Below are 16,490 nucleotides of genomic sequence, written 5' to 3' on the forward strand. Positions count from 1 at the left end.
GCTCACATATAATCAATCATGATTGAATATAATCACACCCAGAACGAAACGACCCGGAGTAGGGATGAATAAACAAACCGCAGAACACAGAGTTGTGATTCTGGCCGATGACTTCACTGGTGCGAACGACGCAGGCGTGAGCCTGGCGCAGGCTGGAATGCGAGTGGAAGTGGCACTGGATGAAATCGATATCAGCGACGCCGAGGCACTGGTCTTTAACACTGACAGTCGGGCACTGTCTGCAGATGTCGCCGCGGAGCGGGTCGCTGTACTGACGGAAAAGGTGTTGCGTCAGCATGCGCCTGACTGGCTGGTGAAGAAGATAGATTCCACCTTACGGGGTAATCCGGGAGCCGAAGTGGCTGCAATGCAGCTGGTGGCAGGTGCGGCTGCCGTGATTATTGCGCCCGCTTTTCCGGTTGCGGGTCGTGTGACCCGCAACGGCAAATGCTTCGTGAATGGTGTACTGCTGACGGAAACCGAATTCGCCAGCGATCCGAAAACGCCGATCACCCATGCCGACGTTGGGGCACTCTTTATCGGGCCGAGCATCAATGTGCAGCCGGGCGATCTGCCACAGATACTGGCGAACGCTACGGTGGATAAGCCAGTCATGGTAGTGGTGGATGCGCAAACCGATGCTGACCTCGATGCGATCGTTGGTCATGCCATGAAGGCTGTTGTTCGCCCATTGCTGGTGGGATCTGCGGGGATTTGTGATGCCCTGTCGCGTCAGCTTGCCCCGGCAAAACAGGGGACGGTGCTGGCGATTGTCGGCTCCATGAGTGAAATCGCTCAAAAACAGATTGCTGTGGCGGCTGCGCATCCGCGTTGCGAACACCTCTTTATTGATATCAACAATGCGTTTGCCTCTGAGCCGGTGGATTACCGGGCGGGCATTGTTGCTGCACTGAGCGCTGGCAAACACTGTCTGGTGCATACCTGCCCGGACGATTTGGCACGCCATCAGGTGGCGGCGTTGTGCGAACGCTGGCAACTTTCACGTGCTGAATGCGGTGAGCGAATTTGTGCGTATCTGGGTCAGTTGACCCGTGATGTGCTGGCTGAAACGCAACCCGATGCGCTCTACCTGTCTGGCGGCGATGTCGCCATTGCGGTAGCACGCCACCCTGGGTGCAAAAGGGTTTCGAATCCAGGGCCGCGCCGCAGGCTGCGTGCCGTGGGGATATTTTTCAGGTTGCGAATGGCAACGACCAGTGATGACCAAAGCAGGGGGCTTCGGCGACGAAACCACACTGCTCAAGGTTTTGAATTTTATTGAGGAGAAATCGAGTGACTAATGTTATTGCCGTAACCATGGGCGACCCGGCAGGGATTGGCCCGGAGATTATTATTAAATCGCTGGTTGAAGGTGAACTTTCCGGGGCGCCGGTCGTAGTGATAGGTTGCGCGCAGACATTTAACCGCGTACTGGCACTGAACGTCACGCCGCATGCGGAACTGCGCATTATTGATAAGGTGAGCCAGGCGCATTTTGCGCCTGGGTGTGATTAACGTGCTGGATGAGCCACTGGCGGATCCACAGGCGTTAGAACCAGGCAAAGTGCAGGCACAGGCGGGCGATCTGGCGTACCGTTGCGTTCGCCGTGCGACTGAACTGGCGATGGCCGGGTGAAGTGAAAGCGATTGCCACCGCGCCGCTGAACAAAGAAGCGCTGCATCTGGGAGGCCACCACTATCCGGGTCACACCGAGCTGCTGGCGAAGCTGACCAACATCAATGATTACGCCATGGTGCTGTATACCGATAAGCTCAAAGTGATTCATGTCACGACGCATATTGCGCTGCGTAAATTCCTCGACACTCTGAATCAGGACCGTATCAAGACGGTGATTCGCGTGGCTGACAGCTTCCTGAAACGCGTTGGTTTCGATAACCCGCGTATCGCCGTGGCCGGGGTGAACCCGCACGCCGGAGAAAACGGTCTTTTCGGTGACGAAGAGATAACGACGGTCGGGCCAGCCGTTGAGGCGATGAAGGCACAAGGGCTGAACGTGACGGGGCCGTGCCCGCCAGATACCGTGTTTATGCAGTGCCATGAGGGCATGTATGACATGGTGGTGGCGATGTACCACGACCAGGGCCATATTCCGTTAAAATTGCTGGGCTTTTACGATGGAGTTAATATCACTGCGGGCCTGCCGTTTATCCGTACCTCTGCGGATCATGGTACCGCATTTGATATTGCCTGGACCGGCAAAGCAAAACCGGAGAGCATGGCGGTATCCATCCAGTTAGCGATGCAAATTACGCGAGAATAATATGAAGGGTTATAACCGGTTAGAGCAGATTATGGATTATCTTAAAGGCCATAATCTGGTGACGGTGGATCAACTGGTGAGCGCAACCAATGCGTCACCCGCCACCATTCGTCGTGACCTGATCAAGCTCGATCAGGAAGGGGTGATCAGCCGTTCCCACGGTGGCGTGACCCTTAACCGGTTTATACCCTCTCAGCCAACCACGCTTGAGAAGATGCAGCGTAACCTGACAGAGAAACATGCCATCGCCACGGCGGCGGCCTCTCTGGTAAAAGCAGGGGATGCAATTGTGCTGGACGCGGGCACGACAATGATTGAGCTTGCACGTCAGTTGACTCATCTACCGCTCCGGGTCATCACCAGCGATCTGCACATCGCGCTGTTTTTATCTGAATTCAAGCAAATCGAAGTGACAATTATTGGTGGGCGAATTGACGACTCCAGTCAGTCCTGTGTCGGTGAGCATGGACGCAAGCTGTTGCAGGGAATCTGGCCGGATTTGGCCTTTGTCAGTTGCAACGGCTGGGATATGGAAAAGGGCATTACCTCGCCAACCGAAGAAAAAGCGGCCTTGAAAAGAGCGCTTATCGATAACGCTCAGCGCCGGGTGTTGCTGGCAGACAGCAGCAAATACGGCGCCTGGTCGCTGTTTAATGTCGCGAGGCTGGACTCACTCACCGATATCATCACCGACGGTCAACTCGGTGACGATATTCGCCAACAGTTGGCGGTTCTGCCGGGACGGCTAACCATCGCCAACTGATCGTCGTGCCGTTACGGCAGACGAGAGATGTTCTCTTTAATGACCGACACGGAGTGGTTGAATTTCGCCACTTCGTCACCTTCGAGCTGTAATTCAATTATCTGCTGCACACCGTTTTGCGCCAATACTGCCGGTACGCCAATGGCGACATCATTCACACCATATTCCCCGTCCAGTACGCAGGAGATAGCCAGCGCCCGGTGGCTGCCGGTAAAGATATTGCGGCAAATTTCGGCAATTGTTCCTGCAATACCGTACTCGGTACAGCCCTTGCGGGCATAAATTTCAAAGCCATGTTTACGTACCTTCTCAGCCAGTGCATCACAATCCAGCGCCAGACCGGTTTTACGCAACCAGACGTCGGCAATCGGTGAGCCGTAGACAGAGGAGTGTGACCAGACCGGGAACTGGGTGTCGCCATGCTCGCCAAGGATAAAAGCATCAATACTCTGCGCGCCGATATCCAGAGTTTGCGCCAGAGCCCGACGCAGCCGGGTAGTGTCCAGCCAAACGCCAGTGCCGATGACCTGGTTGCGCGGCAGGCCGGAGAGCTTCCACACCTGCCAGGTAATGATGTCGCACGGATTTGTGGCAATCAGGAAAATGCCATTAAAGCCGTTTTCCATCATGGACGGCACGATATTCTTCACGATCCGCGCGGTGTTTTGTAACTCATCCAGGCGTGTCTGGCCGGGTTTAAGCGGGCCGCCGGAAACCGTGATTACCGCGATGTCCACATCCGCACAGTCAGTCGCATCGCGGCTGGAGATGGTCATCATTCCAGGCATATACGCGGCGGCATCCGCGAGATCCTGTACATGTCCTTCAACCCTGTCACGGTTGAGGTCCACGAGGATCAACTCTTCAGCAATATTCTGGTTGAGCAGGGCATAGGCGGCAGACGCGCCTACGTTACCGGTGCCAATGATCATCACTTTACGGGCTTTGGTATTCATCTCAGTTCCGTTGTCAGGAGTACGTTTGAGCGTAAAGTACCGCTCAGGGAACGCATTACGCAATCCAGGCAGGTATTTATAAGTTAATTGTATGGCCGACTGGACAACCTTTACGCGTAATTTAACAAGACAATAACAGGAGACCGCCATGTACACCGTGATACCCGCCTCTGCATCGCAACCCGATATTCGTGCTTTGATTGCGACTCTTGATGCCTGGCAGGGCCAGCTCTACCCGCAGGAGAGCAATCATCTGCTCGAACTGACTGAGATACCCGTATCGACACTGATTCTGCTGGCTATCCAGCATCACAGTGGAGAGGCCATCGGGTGCGGTGCCGTCGTGTTGGACGGTAAAGGTGCTGGAGAAATGAAACGGGTCTACATCGACGAACGCCATCGCGGGCAAAAACTGGGTGAAATGTTGATAGAGTCGCTGGAAAAAGCAGCGCTGTCCCGTGGCTGCCATACGCTGCGACTTGAAACCGGCATTAAACAACCTGCAGCAGTGAAACTCTATACGCGCTGCGGCTATCAGCAACGCAGCGCATTTGCGCCATATGAAGACGATCCGCTCAGCATTTTTATGGAGAAGGGACTGGTTGAGGATGTTCGTTTAGCAATTCTATAAACGCATCAAGATGGCGGGTTTTGGCTCCACGCCGCCAGACCAGCCAGGTGGTCAGCCAGCGCCAGTTTTCCGCCAGTGGCCAGGCCCCCACCTGATGATGACCGGGCATACTTTCCAGCATGCTGCGCGGGATAAGCGCCAGACCCGCACCGGCAATCACGCAGGCGAGCATACCGTGATACGACTCCATCTCGTGAATTTTGCCGGGTGTGGCCTGATCGGCGTGAAACCAGCTTTCGAAATGGCGACGATAAGAACAGTTGGCACGGAAGGCGTAAATGCTTGAACCATTAACCTGAGAAGCGCGACTGATCGGTTCGTGACCGTGCGGCGCAACGATCATCATCTCTTCGCGATAGACCGGAATACCTTCCAGACCGGGATGCATGATAGGGCCATCGACAAAGGCGGCACTGAGCGTCCCGTCGAGTACGCCGTCGATCATCTTGCCGGACGGGCCGGTCGCCATATCGAACTGAATACGCGGATAGCGCTGGTTATATTTTGCAAGCGTGGCGGGGATGCGCACCGCTGCGGTGCTCTCCAGTGAGCCGAGAGAGAAAAGCCCCTGCGGTTCATCTCCGGCGACCACCATCCGCGCTTCATCAACCAGCGCAAGGATTTGCTGGCTGTAGCGCAGGAAGCTGTGTCCGGCCGGGGAAAGGCGCAGGCGCTGATTTTCACGAATAAAGAGATCGACGCCCAGATCGGCCTCGAGTTGGCGAATGCGGGTCGTCAGGTTTGACGGCACACGGTGCACCTTCTGGGCGGCCTGGGTAATGCTGCCGGTCTGCGCCACGGCGTTAAACATCTCAAGTTGCGTCAGGTCCATTTTGTTCTCTCATCGTGAACGCTTTGCTTAATATTATTCACTTTTCAGAAAGAGTAAACCCGGCGAACATGTCCGTAGTCCAGAAATGAGAGAGAAAACCATGTCAATATCACCTGCAACCCATGCACTTTCTGTTAACCCGGCAAATGGTGAAACCCTGTCCGCCAGACCCTGGGCCAGCCGCGAGGATGTGGATACCGCACTGGAACTCGCAGCCAGCGCATATCGCCAGTGGCGACAGCAGCCTGTTGCCGGGCGTGCCGCTCTTTTGCGTAACGTCGGAACGGTTCTGCGTGCGCACGGCGAAGAGATGGCGCAACTGATCTCCCTTGAGATGGGTAAACCCATTGCCCAGGCGCGCGGTGAAGTGAGCAAATCAGCGAGTCTTTGTGACTGGTATGCCGACCACGGCCCGGCCATGCTCGGCAGTGAGCCCACGCTGGTGGAAAACAATCGCGCGACCATTGAGTACCGTCCATTGGGGCCGATTCTGGCGGTAATGCCGTGGAACTTCCCCCTCTGGCAGGTGCTGCGTGGGGCGGTGCCCATTTTGCTTGCCGGGAATTCCTACCTGTTAAAACATGCGCCGAACGTGCTCGGCTGTGCCGAATTAACGGGAAAAATTTTCGCCGAAGCAGGTATTCCGCAAGGCGTATTTAACTGGGTGAATGCCACCAATGACGGGGTAAGTCAGGCGATAAACGACTCGCGCATCGCAGCGGTCACCGTCACCGGTAGCGTGCGGGCCGGGGCGGCGATTGGTGCGCAGGCCGGTGCGGCACTGAAAAAGTGTGTGCTGGAACTGGGCGGTTCAGATCCGTTTATTGTACTTAACGATGCAGACATCGAACTGGCGGTGAAAGCCGCAGTCACCGGACGTTATCAGAACACCGGGCAGGTCTGTGCCGCTGCCAAACGTTTTATCGTCGAAGCGGGCATTGCCGATACCTTTACCGAGAAATTTATCGCCGCAGCGGCCGCTTTGCAGCAGGGGGCACCCCAGGACGAGAAGAATTATCTTGGCCCAATGGCACGTTTTGATCTGCGCGATGAGCTACACGCACAGGTACTGGCGACGGTGAACGAAGGGGCAACCCTCGCACTGGGCGGCGAAAAACCGGTCGGGGCAGGGAATTACTACCCGGCCACGGTGCTGACCAACGTCACGCCGGAAATGACGGCATTTCGCCAGGAGATGTTTGGCCCGGTCGCAGCGATAACTGTGGCACGCGATGCAGAGCATGCACTGGCGCTTGCCAATGACAGCGAGTTTGGCCTTTCTGCTACGGTCTTTACGACTAACGATACGCTGGCGCAAGACTTTGCTGCGCGCCTGGAGTGTGGCGGCGTGTTTATCAACGGTTATTGCGCCAGTGATGCCCGCGTGGCATTTGGTGGGGTGAAGAAAAGCGGCTTTGGTCGCGAACTGTCACACTTTGGTTTGCATGAGTTTTGCAATGTGCAAACGGTCTGGAAAGACCGTCTCTAACCTTCTGCGCGCCCATCCAGGGCGCGCCATATCTGCGTGTCATGGTTCTGTCATTATTCTTTCGTAGACTCACGTCAATCGTAAGGTTATAGAAGAATATCATGAACTTAAATCAAATTTTTCGCCGTATCTTCCGGCGTACTACTCCACGGAATTTTGGCTTACTGGCAGGTATCTTCTGGATTATTGGGCTGTTTTCAGCATTACAAATCGCCACATCGATCCTGCTTTCCACCTCTCTTAATGACGCTAAGCACAACGAACAACTGAATCAGCAGGCTCACATGCAGCAGGTCAAAGTCGACGAAGCGCGAGTGTCATTGCTGGCGGCCAGCGATCTGCTCAATCGCGCAGGTGTTTACTTTATGCAGGACAAGGAGACTGGCTCTGACGGAAGCTGGCATAGCCTGATGGACGAAACACAGCAGGCGTTAGCCACATCGCAGAAGGCCTGGCAGGACTGGCAGGCGCTCAATCCACCAAAAGACGAAGGGCTGATTAACAGCTATCAACTCTTTTATGGAGCCATTAAAGAGCAGGCGGATGGCCTGGTCAAAACCCAATCCATCGACGCGTTCTTTGCCGTTCCGGCTCAGGCGTTCCAGGCGGATTTTAATGACAACTATGCGCGTTTCCAGCAGACCAGCGAGAAGCAGGCCGAACAGGGCCGTCAGGCGCTGATGGGGAATTTATCTCAGCTACAGCATGTGTTTGTGCTGGTGCCTGCGCTACTCATTGTGATTGCGATTGTCGTCTGGTTCGCAATGTCGCGCTGGGTGATCACCCCTCTGCGCCGACTGATTGCACACATTAATACCCTCTCGGCGGGCGACCTGTCGGCGGAACTGCCAGACGTGAAACGCTTTAACCGGGAAATCGACCAGATTGGTCTGAGTATCGACACCATGCAGCAGGGATTGCAGCAACTGGTGATGCAGGTCAGTCATGCCACAAGCTCAATGGTCAGCAATATCGACATGCTTGCCGAAGGTAATCAGAAACTCTACCAGCAATCGACGCGCCAGGCACAGGAGCTGGCGGATGTTACTTCGCACATTGCCAGCCTGGAATCGCACGTTGAAGGCAACACCGGTTATGCGCAGCTTGCCAGTCAGCGTGCAGATGAAGCGCGTAAGGCGGCGGCAGGCGGGGACAGCATGATGGAAACGGTGAATCAGTCGATGCGTAAAATCGTCGACAGAGCTTCGGAAATGCGCGGCATTGTCGAAATGATCGACGGTGTGGCCTTTCAGACCAATATCCTGGCGCTGAACGCGGCAATCGAAGCGGCCCATGCGGGCAATCACGGGCGCGGTTTTGCGGTGGTTGCGAAAGAGGTAGGACTGCTTGCGCGTAAGAGCAGCCACTCGACTCAAACCATTCAGACACTGATCAACCACTCGCTGCAAGGGATCGACGACGGATCTCAGGCGGTGAGCAAGCTCGAAGATAATCTGCAAAAAGTGACCGGGCTGGTGGGGCATCTCAGCGGTTTGTTGAATGACATTTCTTCCGCGACCCTGAGTCAGGGGGAGAGCATTCACCATATGACTCGCCAGTTGCACTCGCTCAATAACGTGGCGCAGCGCACCGGGGAGCTGGTGACTGCGTGCGGCGCGAGGCCTCCGTGCAGCTGCATGAGGATTCCCACCGTCTTATTCAGGCGGTTTCCCGTTTTCGTCTCCCCGCCTGAACTTTGGTATACTCGCAGCCCGACGTAAGCGGCGAGTAAGGTAAAACAGTGGCGAATGTGATGGGTAATGGCGTGCTTGACGCGCTGCTGGAGCAGGTACGCCCGCTGTTAGGGCAAGGGAAGGTCGCCGATTACATTCCTGCGCTGGCTCAGGTCAGTGGCAAAAAACTGGGTATCGCCATCAGCACGGTGAACGGTGAGCACTATCAGGCGGGTGATGCAGATGAGCGTTTCTCCATCCAGTCACTGTCGAAAGTGCTCAGCCTGACGGTAGCGATGAACCACTACGATGAAGCTGAGATCTGGACGCGGGTGGGGAAAGACCCGTCCGGTCAGCCTTTTAATTCGCTCCTGCAACTTGAAATCGAACAGGGTAAGCCGCGTAATCCCGTTTATCAACGCCGGGGCGCTGGTGGTCTGCGATATGCTGCAAAGCCGGCTTAGCGCACCGCGTCAGCGTATGCTGGAGATTGTCAGAAAGCTCTCCGGACACGCCGGATATCAGTTTCGATAATGTGGTGGCACGTTCAGAGTTTGACCATTCTGCGCGCAATGCCGCTATTGCCTGGCTCATGAAGTCATTTGGCAACTTTCACAACGACGTCACCACCGTGCTGCAAAATTATTTCCACTACTGTGCACTGAGAATGAGTTGCACAGAGCTGGCGCGAACGTTCCTTTTTTTGGCCAATCAAGGCAAGGCTCCACAGAGTGAGTCCGCTATTTTGACGCCGCAACAGACCCGGCAGGTGAATGCTCTGATGGCAACCAGTGGTATGTACCAGAACGCCGGTGAGTTTGCATGGCGCGTCGGATTGCCCGCTAAATCAGGTGTTGGTGGGGGAATTGTGGCCGTCGTACCCCATGAGATGGTGATTGCTGTCTGGAGTCCAGAGCTGGACGAAGCCGGGAATTCGTTGGCGGGTATTGCGTTGCTCGAAGCGTTGACGCAACAACTGGGGCGTTCGGTTTACTGATGACGCATCTTGCACCGCTGTTTGTTCGTCTGGCACGTTCGCCTTTTCGTTCGCGTTTCCGTCTGGGGGTGAAAGAGCGCCAGTATTGCTTTGATAAAGGTGCTCCGGTTATCGAGCAGCACGCGGCCGATTTTATCGCCCAACGTCTCGCGCCAGCGCTGCCGCGTAATGACGGCAAACAGACACCAATGCGGGGGCATCCAGTGTTTATTGCCCAACATGCAACGGCGACCTGCTGTCGGGGATGTCTGGAGAAGTGGCACCATATTCCGGCAGGTATTGCTCTCTCTGAAGCGCAGCAACGCTATGTGGTGGAGGTCATTTATCACTGGCTGGTGCAGCAAATGAATTCATCACGCTAATGAATCACGCTTTTAGGTATGTTAGCTGGCTGTTATCAGAGCATTGCATGGTAAACTACGTGCTAATTTTTGCCACGCCCAATTGATTCGCGCCGCCAATGAAATGGATTGATAGTTAATGCGTGCTTTATTTGCTGGACCCTTCCGACCCTTTCGGGAGGGTAGACCGCTGGTCAATGCGATTCTCATTTTTACAGTAACTACGCTGTTTTATTTCATTGGTGCCATGCTGCGCCTGGTGGATGAACTGTCGTTATTCTGGCCGCTAAATGCTGTTATGGCAGGTATTTTTGCGCGCTATGCTTTTCTTAACCGTTGGTATTTGTATCTCCTGAGCTATATCGCGATGCTGGTGTACGACGGTGTCACCACCACCTGGGGCATGGCATCGGTACTCATTAATCTCTCTAATATGGTGTTTATCCTGAGCATGGCCACGCTGGTTCTGCGAGAAAAACGCCGGATCCGCAAGACGCCACAACCCATAAATGCCCTTAATCTGTTCAGTTACTGTCTGATCTCCGCCATGTTGTGTGCGCTGCTCGGCGCCGTGGCTTCGGTCGGCATTGGTGGTTTAGGTTTCTGGACGCTTTTCTGCGACTGGTTCAGTGAGCAATTTTCAACGGGCGTATTGATTCTACCCTGCATGCTAACCTTTAGCTGGCCACGTGAAATGCCCACCTTCAAAGGCAAAAATTTTCTGCCAGTACTGGCGCTGATGGCATCGGTGGCGGTCTCTGTCTTCATTGGTGGAGCGGGAAGCCTGGCTTTTCCTCTGCCGGCGCTTATCTGGTGTGCGGTGCAATACCCACTCCCGGTCACCTGTCTGGTTACGTTAGTGACTGGCGGGTTAGAAATCATTTTAATGGCCAACGGCATTATTAATATTTTCGTTGCGTCGCCTGCGGAAATGCCGCGCATGTTTTCTGCCCGTCTGGGTATTGCTACGATGGCGATTTGCCCGGTCATTGTCTCCGTCAGTGTGGCAACCATTAATCGGCTGATTCGCCAGGTTTCTCTGCGTGCGGATTTTGACTTTTTGACTCAGGTTTATTCACGCTCTGGACTCTATGAAGCCCTTAATCATGGCAGTAATCGTTTTGCCAATACGCATTTGACGGTGATGCTGCTGGATATCGATTTTTTTAAAAGCATTAATGACAACTACGGTCATGAATGTGGCGATCGTGTATTGAAATCTTTTGCCCAAAAGGTGCAACAGGAAATCGGCGAGCAGGGCGTATTAGCGCGTATGGGCGGAGAGGAGTTTGCGGTGGTTGTTGCAACACGGGACCCGGATGAAGGCTTTGCGTTGGCGGAGAAGATCCGCCTTTCCGTTGAAGCACATGAATTTATGTGGCGGCGCAATACCCTGCGTTTAACTGTGAGTATTGGTCTGAGTAATGGCACCCCACGACCTAAACGGCTGACCGAAACCTTTAATAAGCTTTTATCGCAGGCGGACGAATACCTTTATCGTTCTAAAAAATCAGGACGTAATTGTACGAGTATGGTTAAGCCTTCAGCGGATGAAAAAAACGCAACCTTACCCAGTCACATATAATTGCAAAAAAAGTGAACGGAAAAGCGAGATATAAGCGGAAACGATAGCGATAACTTATTAAATTGCTTGCTACTAATTTTTATCGTCAATACTATAACTCAGTATACGTTTCGGAATTAAATCGCGTCATGAACGGATCGGATCATTTGAAAAAAAGTTCACGGGTAACTGGCAGACGTTTTGTCAGAAGAATGTACCTGATGCGTATTCTGGGAACGTTTTTGTGTTTCTTTCCAATCCTCTCTGTATTGCTTGAATTGCAACGACCGCTTTGGTTGATGTTGCTGCTTGGTGCGAATGCCTTTATCTGGCCCACGGTGGCGTTTTTACGCGCGCGCCGTTCACCGACACCGCTAACCATCGAACATTACAACCTCGTGTTTGACGCGGGAGTGGGGGGATTCTGGATCGCGATGATGGCAGTGAACCCTCTGCCATCCGTCGTGATTGCAACCATACTGCTCTCCGACAGACTGTCAGCGGGTGGCTTTGAACTGATGCGTAAAGCCGGACTGGCGATGTTGGGCGTTTTCGCCGCCGCCTGGATTGCTCAGGGCATGCATTTCGAACCGCTTGTGACTCAACGCACAATGTTTGCTACCTTGCCGCTCATTGCCGTTTACATGCTGGCACTCAGCGTCCTGACCGACAATATTGCGGTGAAATTGCGCATTAAAAGCCGGGAGCTGGAACGTATTGCGATGATGGATCCGCTGCTGGACATCGCGAACCGACGTTTACTGGAACAGCGCATTCAGAATGAGTTAAATCAGTTTAACCAGGCTCCGCGTCACTCGGCACTGATCTCGATTGATATCGATAATTTCAAAGAGGTCAACGATCGCTTTGGTCATGAGGTGGGCGACGCGCTGCTGGTATCGGTGTCGAAAATCCTTCATGCAGCTTCACGTAAAACGGATACTCCTGCGAGGCTTGGCGGTGATGAATTTGTGATTCTGTTGCCGAACACCACACCTGATGAGGCGATGGTGGTCGCGACGCGGATACTCGAAGCCTCAGCATTGATGACCGTTAAACCCGAACATACCTTTCGCTGCACGCTCAGCATCGGTATTGCCAGTGCGGCACCCGGCATGTACAGCGTCCCCCATTGGTTAAAAGCAGCAGATGATGCGTTGTACCGCGCAAAACGTCTCGGAAAAAACCAGATCTACGCCCACTAAACTTGCTGAATACGCTACGCTTTATGCTATACACCGCGAAGTTAACGCTGGATGGTTTTTATAATCGCGGAAAACATCAGGTCATGAATAGCGAGAAAGCACCCTATGAAAGCACCTGCAATTCCTGCTAATGAGGAAAAACGGCTGGCGTCCTTACGTGACTCCGGACTGCTCGATACTGGCACCAGTGAGCGTTTTGACCGCCTCACCCGGCTGGCAAAACGGCTGTTTAATGTTCCGGTTGCCCTGGTTACGTTGGTGAGCGAACAGACATTGCATTTCAAGTCCAGTGACGGACTTTCGCATGAACATCTGCCGCGAAATATTTCCTTCTGTGGCCATGCCATTCTCAGCGCCGCACCGTTAATCATTAATGACGCTAAGCAAGATGAACGCTTTGCGGACAATCCTCTGGTCATTGGTGAATCCAGTTTGCGTTTTTACGCTGGCTATCCGTTGCATCTGCCGGACGGCGCAATTGTGGGCTCTTTCTGCCTCATTGACCGGAATCCGCGCGATTTCACTGCCGCAGAGCTGGAGATCCTCAAGGATTTCGCGCTGATCGTGGAAAATGAATTTGCAGTAATGAGTGCTGCAACCACCGATGAGCTGACGGGACTTTTTAATCGCCGTGCGTTTGATAGTCTTGTGAAGTTCGCGATTTCCAGTGCCCGGCGTCGTGCGGAACCATTGGCCCTGGCGTGGCTGGATCTTGATGGCTTCAAAAAAATCAATGACACCTGGGGTCATGGTGAAGGTGACGAAGCGCTGAAGGCGATGGCAGAGATTATGCGGGCTAGTTTCCGTGAAGCCGATCTGCTGGTGCGCTACGGGGGAGACGAGTTTGCTGTGCTTTTCTCGGATACCCATGAGAAGGGGGCCTGGATCGCCGTTGAACATCTGGCCGAGCAGACCAAAGCCTGGAATCTCACGTCAGGAAAACCCTGGAAACTGTCCTTTTCCTGGGGGGTCAGCGAGTTTGACCACGACGGGGATGGTGATGTGAAGCCCTGGCTGAAAGATGCCGACACCAAGATGTATGCTATGAAATCGGACAATCAACACACTCGCTAACGTCATTACAAAAAGCTTTGACGTCATTGATTGTGTTGTGAAAATGTAAAATGCATAGTGGTTGTTTTTAAGGAATGAAAATGGCCACTCTCTCTTCTCTTCATACCCTGTCTGCTGACGACATTACCGCCCGTATTGATGAACTCTGCGATGTACTCGAAAACTGTGTGCAGGGCGGGGCCTCAGTCAGCTTTATGCTCCCTTTCGGTCGTGAAAAATCCCGCGCTTTTTGGCAACAAGTCGCATCCAGCGTGGCGCGTGGCGAACGCCTGGTACTGGTCGATGAACCCGAAGGGCTGGGGATAGTCGGCACGGTGCAACTCATCCTCGATCAACCCGAAAACCAGCCACATCGCGCTGATGTTGCCAAGCTGTTGGTGCACGACCGTGCACGGCGTAAAGGTGTAGCCGGGCGTTTAATGACGGCGCTGGAAACAGCAGCACGGGATCACGGTAAAACGGTATTAGTTCTGGATACCAGTACCGGCAGCGGTGCGGAAACCTTCTATACGCAATGCGGGTGGCAAAAAGTCGGAGAAATTCCGCGTTATGCATTGATGCCGGATGGGGAAATGACAAGTACTAGCGTATTTTATAAGTTTTTGTGATAGACATTAAATTTGTCTGCTCACTTTGATCAAAACAGGGGTTCATGGTTCAAAAGTCTGGTAAGTGATTACACCAATCTTCCTGGGTTGTATGACTAATCAAAAAAGGAACACATTGTGAACACTGTTAACCGTCGCGATTTTCCCGGTGCTTCTTACCCTGAGCGCGTAATTCAATTCGGTGAAGGCAACTTCTTACGCGCCTTCGTTGACTGGCAGATAGACTTACTAAACGAGCACACTGATCTGAATGCAGGCATTGTGCTTGTTCGTCCTATCGACAGTACTTTCCCGCCGTCACTGAGCACTCAGGATGGTCTGTACACCACCATTATCCGTGGGCTGAATGAGCAGGGCGAAGCGGTCAGCGACTCCCGCCTCATTCGTTCTGTAAACCGTGAAATCAGTGTTTACAGCCAATACGATGAGTTCCTGAAACTGGCACACAACCCGGATATGCGTTTTGTTTTCTCCAACACGACCGAAGCGGGCATCAGCTACCATGCGGGTGACAAATTTGAAGATGCACCTGCCGTCAGCTACCCGGCGAAACTGACCCGTTTGTTGTTCGAACGCTTCAACCATTTCAACGGCGCAGCGGATAAAGGCTGGATCATCATCCCATGCGAACTGATTGATTATAACGGCGATGCGCTACGAGAACTGGTGCTGCGTTATGCACAGGACTGGGCACTGCCAGCGGCCTTTACCCAGTGGTTGAACGAGGCGAACACCTTCTGCTCCACACTGGTTGACCGCATTGTGACCGGCTATCCGCGTGATGAAGTTGCACAGATTGAAGCCGAACTGGGTTACCACGACGGCTTCCTGGATACCGCTGAGCACTTCTATCTGTTTGTTATTCAGGGGCCGAAATCCCTCGCGCAGGAACTGCGTCTGGACAAATATCCGCTCAACGTACTGATTGTTGACGATATTAAGCCGTACAAAGAACGTAAAGTAGCCATCCTCAACGGCGCGCACACTGCGTTGGTACCGGTGGCGTTCCCGGCGGGCCTGGATACTGTCGGCGAAGCCATGAACGACACGGAAATCTGTGCCTTCGTGGAAAAAGCGATTTACGAAGAGATCATTCCGGTCCTCGACCTGCCACGCGATGAGCTGGAATCCTTTGCCAGCGCGGTAACGGGGCGTTTCCGTAACCCGTACATCAAGCATCAGTTGCTGTCGATTGCGCTTAACGGGATGACTAAATTCCGTACCCGTATTCTGCCGCAGTTGCTGAAAGGACAGGAGCAAAACGGTAAATTACCTGCACGTCTGACCTTCGCTCTGGCGGCACTGATCGCCTTCTACCGTGCCGAACGCAACGGCGAAGCTTATCCGGTGCAGGACGATGCACACTGGATCGAGCGTTATCAGCAGCTGTGGAGCCAACACGGTGACCGTCAAATCAGCACTACAGAATTGGTCCGCTCAATTCTGTCTGTCAGCGATCACTGGGAGCAAGATTTGACGCAGGTTGCTGGATTGGTAGAACAGATTTCTCTGGATCTGGATGCCATTCTGCTGCGTGGTATGCGTGAGGCGGTTAAACCACTCTGCTAACAGCGACAGTGATTTAATGCAGGGGGAGCGAGTCTTTGGCCGCTTCCCTTTATTTTATTTATGAATTAGTTACAACATACTGTTGTTTGCTGTCATGACAGAAACATCGGCATCGGTGCCTAAAACACGAATAGCTAACAAGGACGGCTTTTTTTTCCTATAATTTTCTTGCCGTAACGGTGTCGACCTTGTCGGCCAGGGCAAATCCGTTGTCGCTGAAGCTGGCGCAACACGAACGAAGAGAGGGACAAGCAATGGAAAAGCTGGAAAAAACGTTACCGCTCGTAATGGGCCTGGTATTCGGTATCTCGCTTATTGCCACGGCATGGGATATCTCATTCGTCAGTGCATTACCCTGAGTAGTATCCTGAAAGGGGGCTTGCCCCCTTTCAGCCATTGCTGAATTGCAGTGTTTCTTCTTTTACCCGCTCGAGCAATTTCACCACCTCTTCCCCGGAACGAATATTGGTGTAGCCCATAATCAACCCATACCTTTTTGACGACCT

11 protein-coding genes and 4 pseudogenes are annotated in these 16,490 nt (G+C 53.4%); 13 read left to right on the top strand and 2 right to left on the bottom strand.

From position 1 onward, the window contains the following. Positions 1-64 precede the first annotated feature (64 nt). The 3 genes and pseudogenes from dtnK (at position 65) to AC5JPW_RS26010 (ending at position 3,045) form a co-directional block, all read left to right on the top strand. Positions 65-1,301: pseudogene (gene dtnK, locus AC5JPW_RS26000) on the top strand (D-threonate kinase). A 16-nt stretch (positions 1,302-1,317) separates the two neighbouring features. Beyond that, positions 1,318-2,282: pseudogene (locus AC5JPW_RS26005) on the top strand (D-threonate 4-phosphate dehydrogenase). Between the two features lies 1 nt (position 2,283). After that, entirely contained in the window at positions 2,284-3,045 is a 762-nt protein-coding gene (locus AC5JPW_RS26010) for a DeoR/GlpR family DNA-binding transcription regulator (RefSeq protein ID WP_494244421.1), read from the top strand. Positions 3,046-3,056: 11 nt separating this feature from the next. Here AC5JPW_RS26010 and AC5JPW_RS26015 read toward each other — a convergent pair whose 3' ends face one another. After that, positions 3,057-4,001 carry an L-lactate dehydrogenase gene (locus AC5JPW_RS26015; protein ID WP_494244423.1) on the bottom strand — a complete coding sequence of 315 codons (945 nt, stop codon included), beginning with the start codon at positions 3,999-4,001 and terminating at the stop codon, positions 3,057-3,059. A gap of 148 nt (positions 4,002-4,149) precedes the next feature. Here AC5JPW_RS26015 and AC5JPW_RS26020 point away from each other — a divergent pair, with 148 nt between their 5' ends. Then, positions 4,150-4,632 (top strand): GNAT family N-acetyltransferase, encoded by a 483-nt coding sequence (locus AC5JPW_RS26020; RefSeq protein ID WP_494244424.1) that lies wholly within the window; start codon positions 4,150-4,152, stop codon positions 4,630-4,632. Here AC5JPW_RS26020 and ptrR read toward each other — a convergent pair. Beyond that, positions 4,586-5,464, bottom strand: coding sequence for a putrescine utilization regulator PtrR (gene ptrR / locus AC5JPW_RS26025; RefSeq protein ID WP_494244426.1), 879 nt, complete (start codon positions 5,462-5,464; stop codon positions 4,586-4,588). The two genes, AC5JPW_RS26020 and ptrR, sit on opposite strands and share 47 nt — an antisense overlap. 100 nt (positions 5,465-5,564) lie before the next feature. Between ptrR and sad the strand changes: the two genes are divergently transcribed. The 9 genes and pseudogenes from sad to AC5JPW_RS26070 all read left to right on the top strand — a co-directional run bounded on the left by sad (position 5,565) and on the right by AC5JPW_RS26070 (position 15,984). Continuing rightward, entirely contained in the window at positions 5,565-6,953 is a 1,389-nt protein-coding gene (gene sad / locus AC5JPW_RS26030; protein WP_494244428.1) for a succinate-semialdehyde dehydrogenase, read from the top strand. A 101-nt stretch (positions 6,954-7,054) separates the two neighbouring features. Beyond that, positions 7,055-8,646: pseudogene (locus AC5JPW_RS26035) on the top strand (methyl-accepting chemotaxis protein). Between the two features lie 60 nt (positions 8,647-8,706). Then, positions 8,707-9,623, top strand: a pseudogene (gene glsB / locus AC5JPW_RS26040) (glutaminase B). Further along, a complete protein-coding gene (locus AC5JPW_RS26045; protein ID WP_494244429.1) occupies positions 9,623-9,985 on the top strand; it encodes a DUF4186 domain-containing protein in 363 nt (120 codons plus the stop codon). Before glsB ends, AC5JPW_RS26045 begins: the two are co-directional and overlap by 1 nt. 118 nt (positions 9,986-10,103) lie before the next feature. Beyond that, positions 10,104-11,549 carry a GGDEF domain-containing protein gene (locus tag AC5JPW_RS26050; RefSeq protein WP_494244430.1) on the top strand — a complete coding sequence of 482 codons (1,446 nt, stop codon included), beginning with the start codon at positions 10,104-10,106 and terminating at the stop codon, positions 11,547-11,549. A 191-nt stretch (positions 11,550-11,740) separates the two neighbouring features. Then, on the top strand, positions 11,741-12,733 hold the full coding sequence (locus tag AC5JPW_RS26055; protein WP_494244455.1) for a sensor domain-containing diguanylate cyclase: 993 nt from the start codon (positions 11,741-11,743) through the stop codon (positions 12,731-12,733). Positions 12,734-12,838: 105 nt separating this feature from the next. After that, positions 12,839-13,807, top strand: a complete 969-nt coding sequence (locus tag AC5JPW_RS26060; RefSeq protein ID WP_494244431.1) for a sensor domain-containing diguanylate cyclase — start codon at positions 12,839-12,841, stop codon at positions 13,805-13,807. An 80-nt stretch (positions 13,808-13,887) separates the two neighbouring features. Next, positions 13,888-14,415 (top strand): GNAT family N-acetyltransferase, encoded by a 528-nt coding sequence (locus AC5JPW_RS26065; protein ID WP_494241420.1) that lies wholly within the window; start codon positions 13,888-13,890, stop codon positions 14,413-14,415. Positions 14,416-14,532: 117 nt separating this feature from the next. After that, positions 14,533-15,984: a tagaturonate reductase gene (locus AC5JPW_RS26070; RefSeq protein WP_494241418.1), complete on the top strand. Its 1,452-nt coding sequence runs from the start codon at positions 14,533-14,535 to the stop codon at positions 15,982-15,984. The last annotated feature ends 506 nt before the right edge of the window (positions 15,985-16,490 follow it).

Source organism: Phytobacter sp. (assembly GCF_059074235.1).

What these genes read in the sequence shown, in the direction of transcription:
- AC5JPW_RS26010 (WP_494244421.1), top strand. Translation starts at nt 2,284, where the DNA reads ATGAAGGGTTATAACCGGTTAGAGCAGATTATGGATTATCTTAAAGGC.
- AC5JPW_RS26015 (WP_494244423.1), bottom strand. Translation starts at nt 4,001, where the DNA reads ATGAATACCAAAGCCCGTAAAGTGATGATCATTGGCACCGGTAACGTA.
- AC5JPW_RS26020 (WP_494244424.1), top strand. Translation starts at nt 4,150, where the DNA reads ATGTACACCGTGATACCCGCCTCTGCATCGCAACCCGATATTCGTGCT.
- ptrR (WP_494244426.1), bottom strand. Translation starts at nt 5,464, where the DNA reads ATGGACCTGACGCAACTTGAGATGTTTAACGCCGTGGCGCAGACCGGC.
- sad (WP_494244428.1), top strand. Translation starts at nt 5,565, where the DNA reads ATGTCAATATCACCTGCAACCCATGCACTTTCTGTTAACCCGGCAAAT.
- AC5JPW_RS26045 (WP_494244429.1), top strand. Translation starts at nt 9,623, where the DNA reads ATGACGCATCTTGCACCGCTGTTTGTTCGTCTGGCACGTTCGCCTTTT.
- AC5JPW_RS26050 (WP_494244430.1), top strand. Translation starts at nt 10,104, where the DNA reads ATGCGTGCTTTATTTGCTGGACCCTTCCGACCCTTTCGGGAGGGTAGA.
- AC5JPW_RS26055 (WP_494244455.1), top strand. Translation starts at nt 11,741, where the DNA reads ATGTACCTGATGCGTATTCTGGGAACGTTTTTGTGTTTCTTTCCAATC.
- AC5JPW_RS26060 (WP_494244431.1), top strand. Translation starts at nt 12,839, where the DNA reads ATGAAAGCACCTGCAATTCCTGCTAATGAGGAAAAACGGCTGGCGTCC.
- AC5JPW_RS26065 (WP_494241420.1), top strand. Translation starts at nt 13,888, where the DNA reads ATGGCCACTCTCTCTTCTCTTCATACCCTGTCTGCTGACGACATTACC.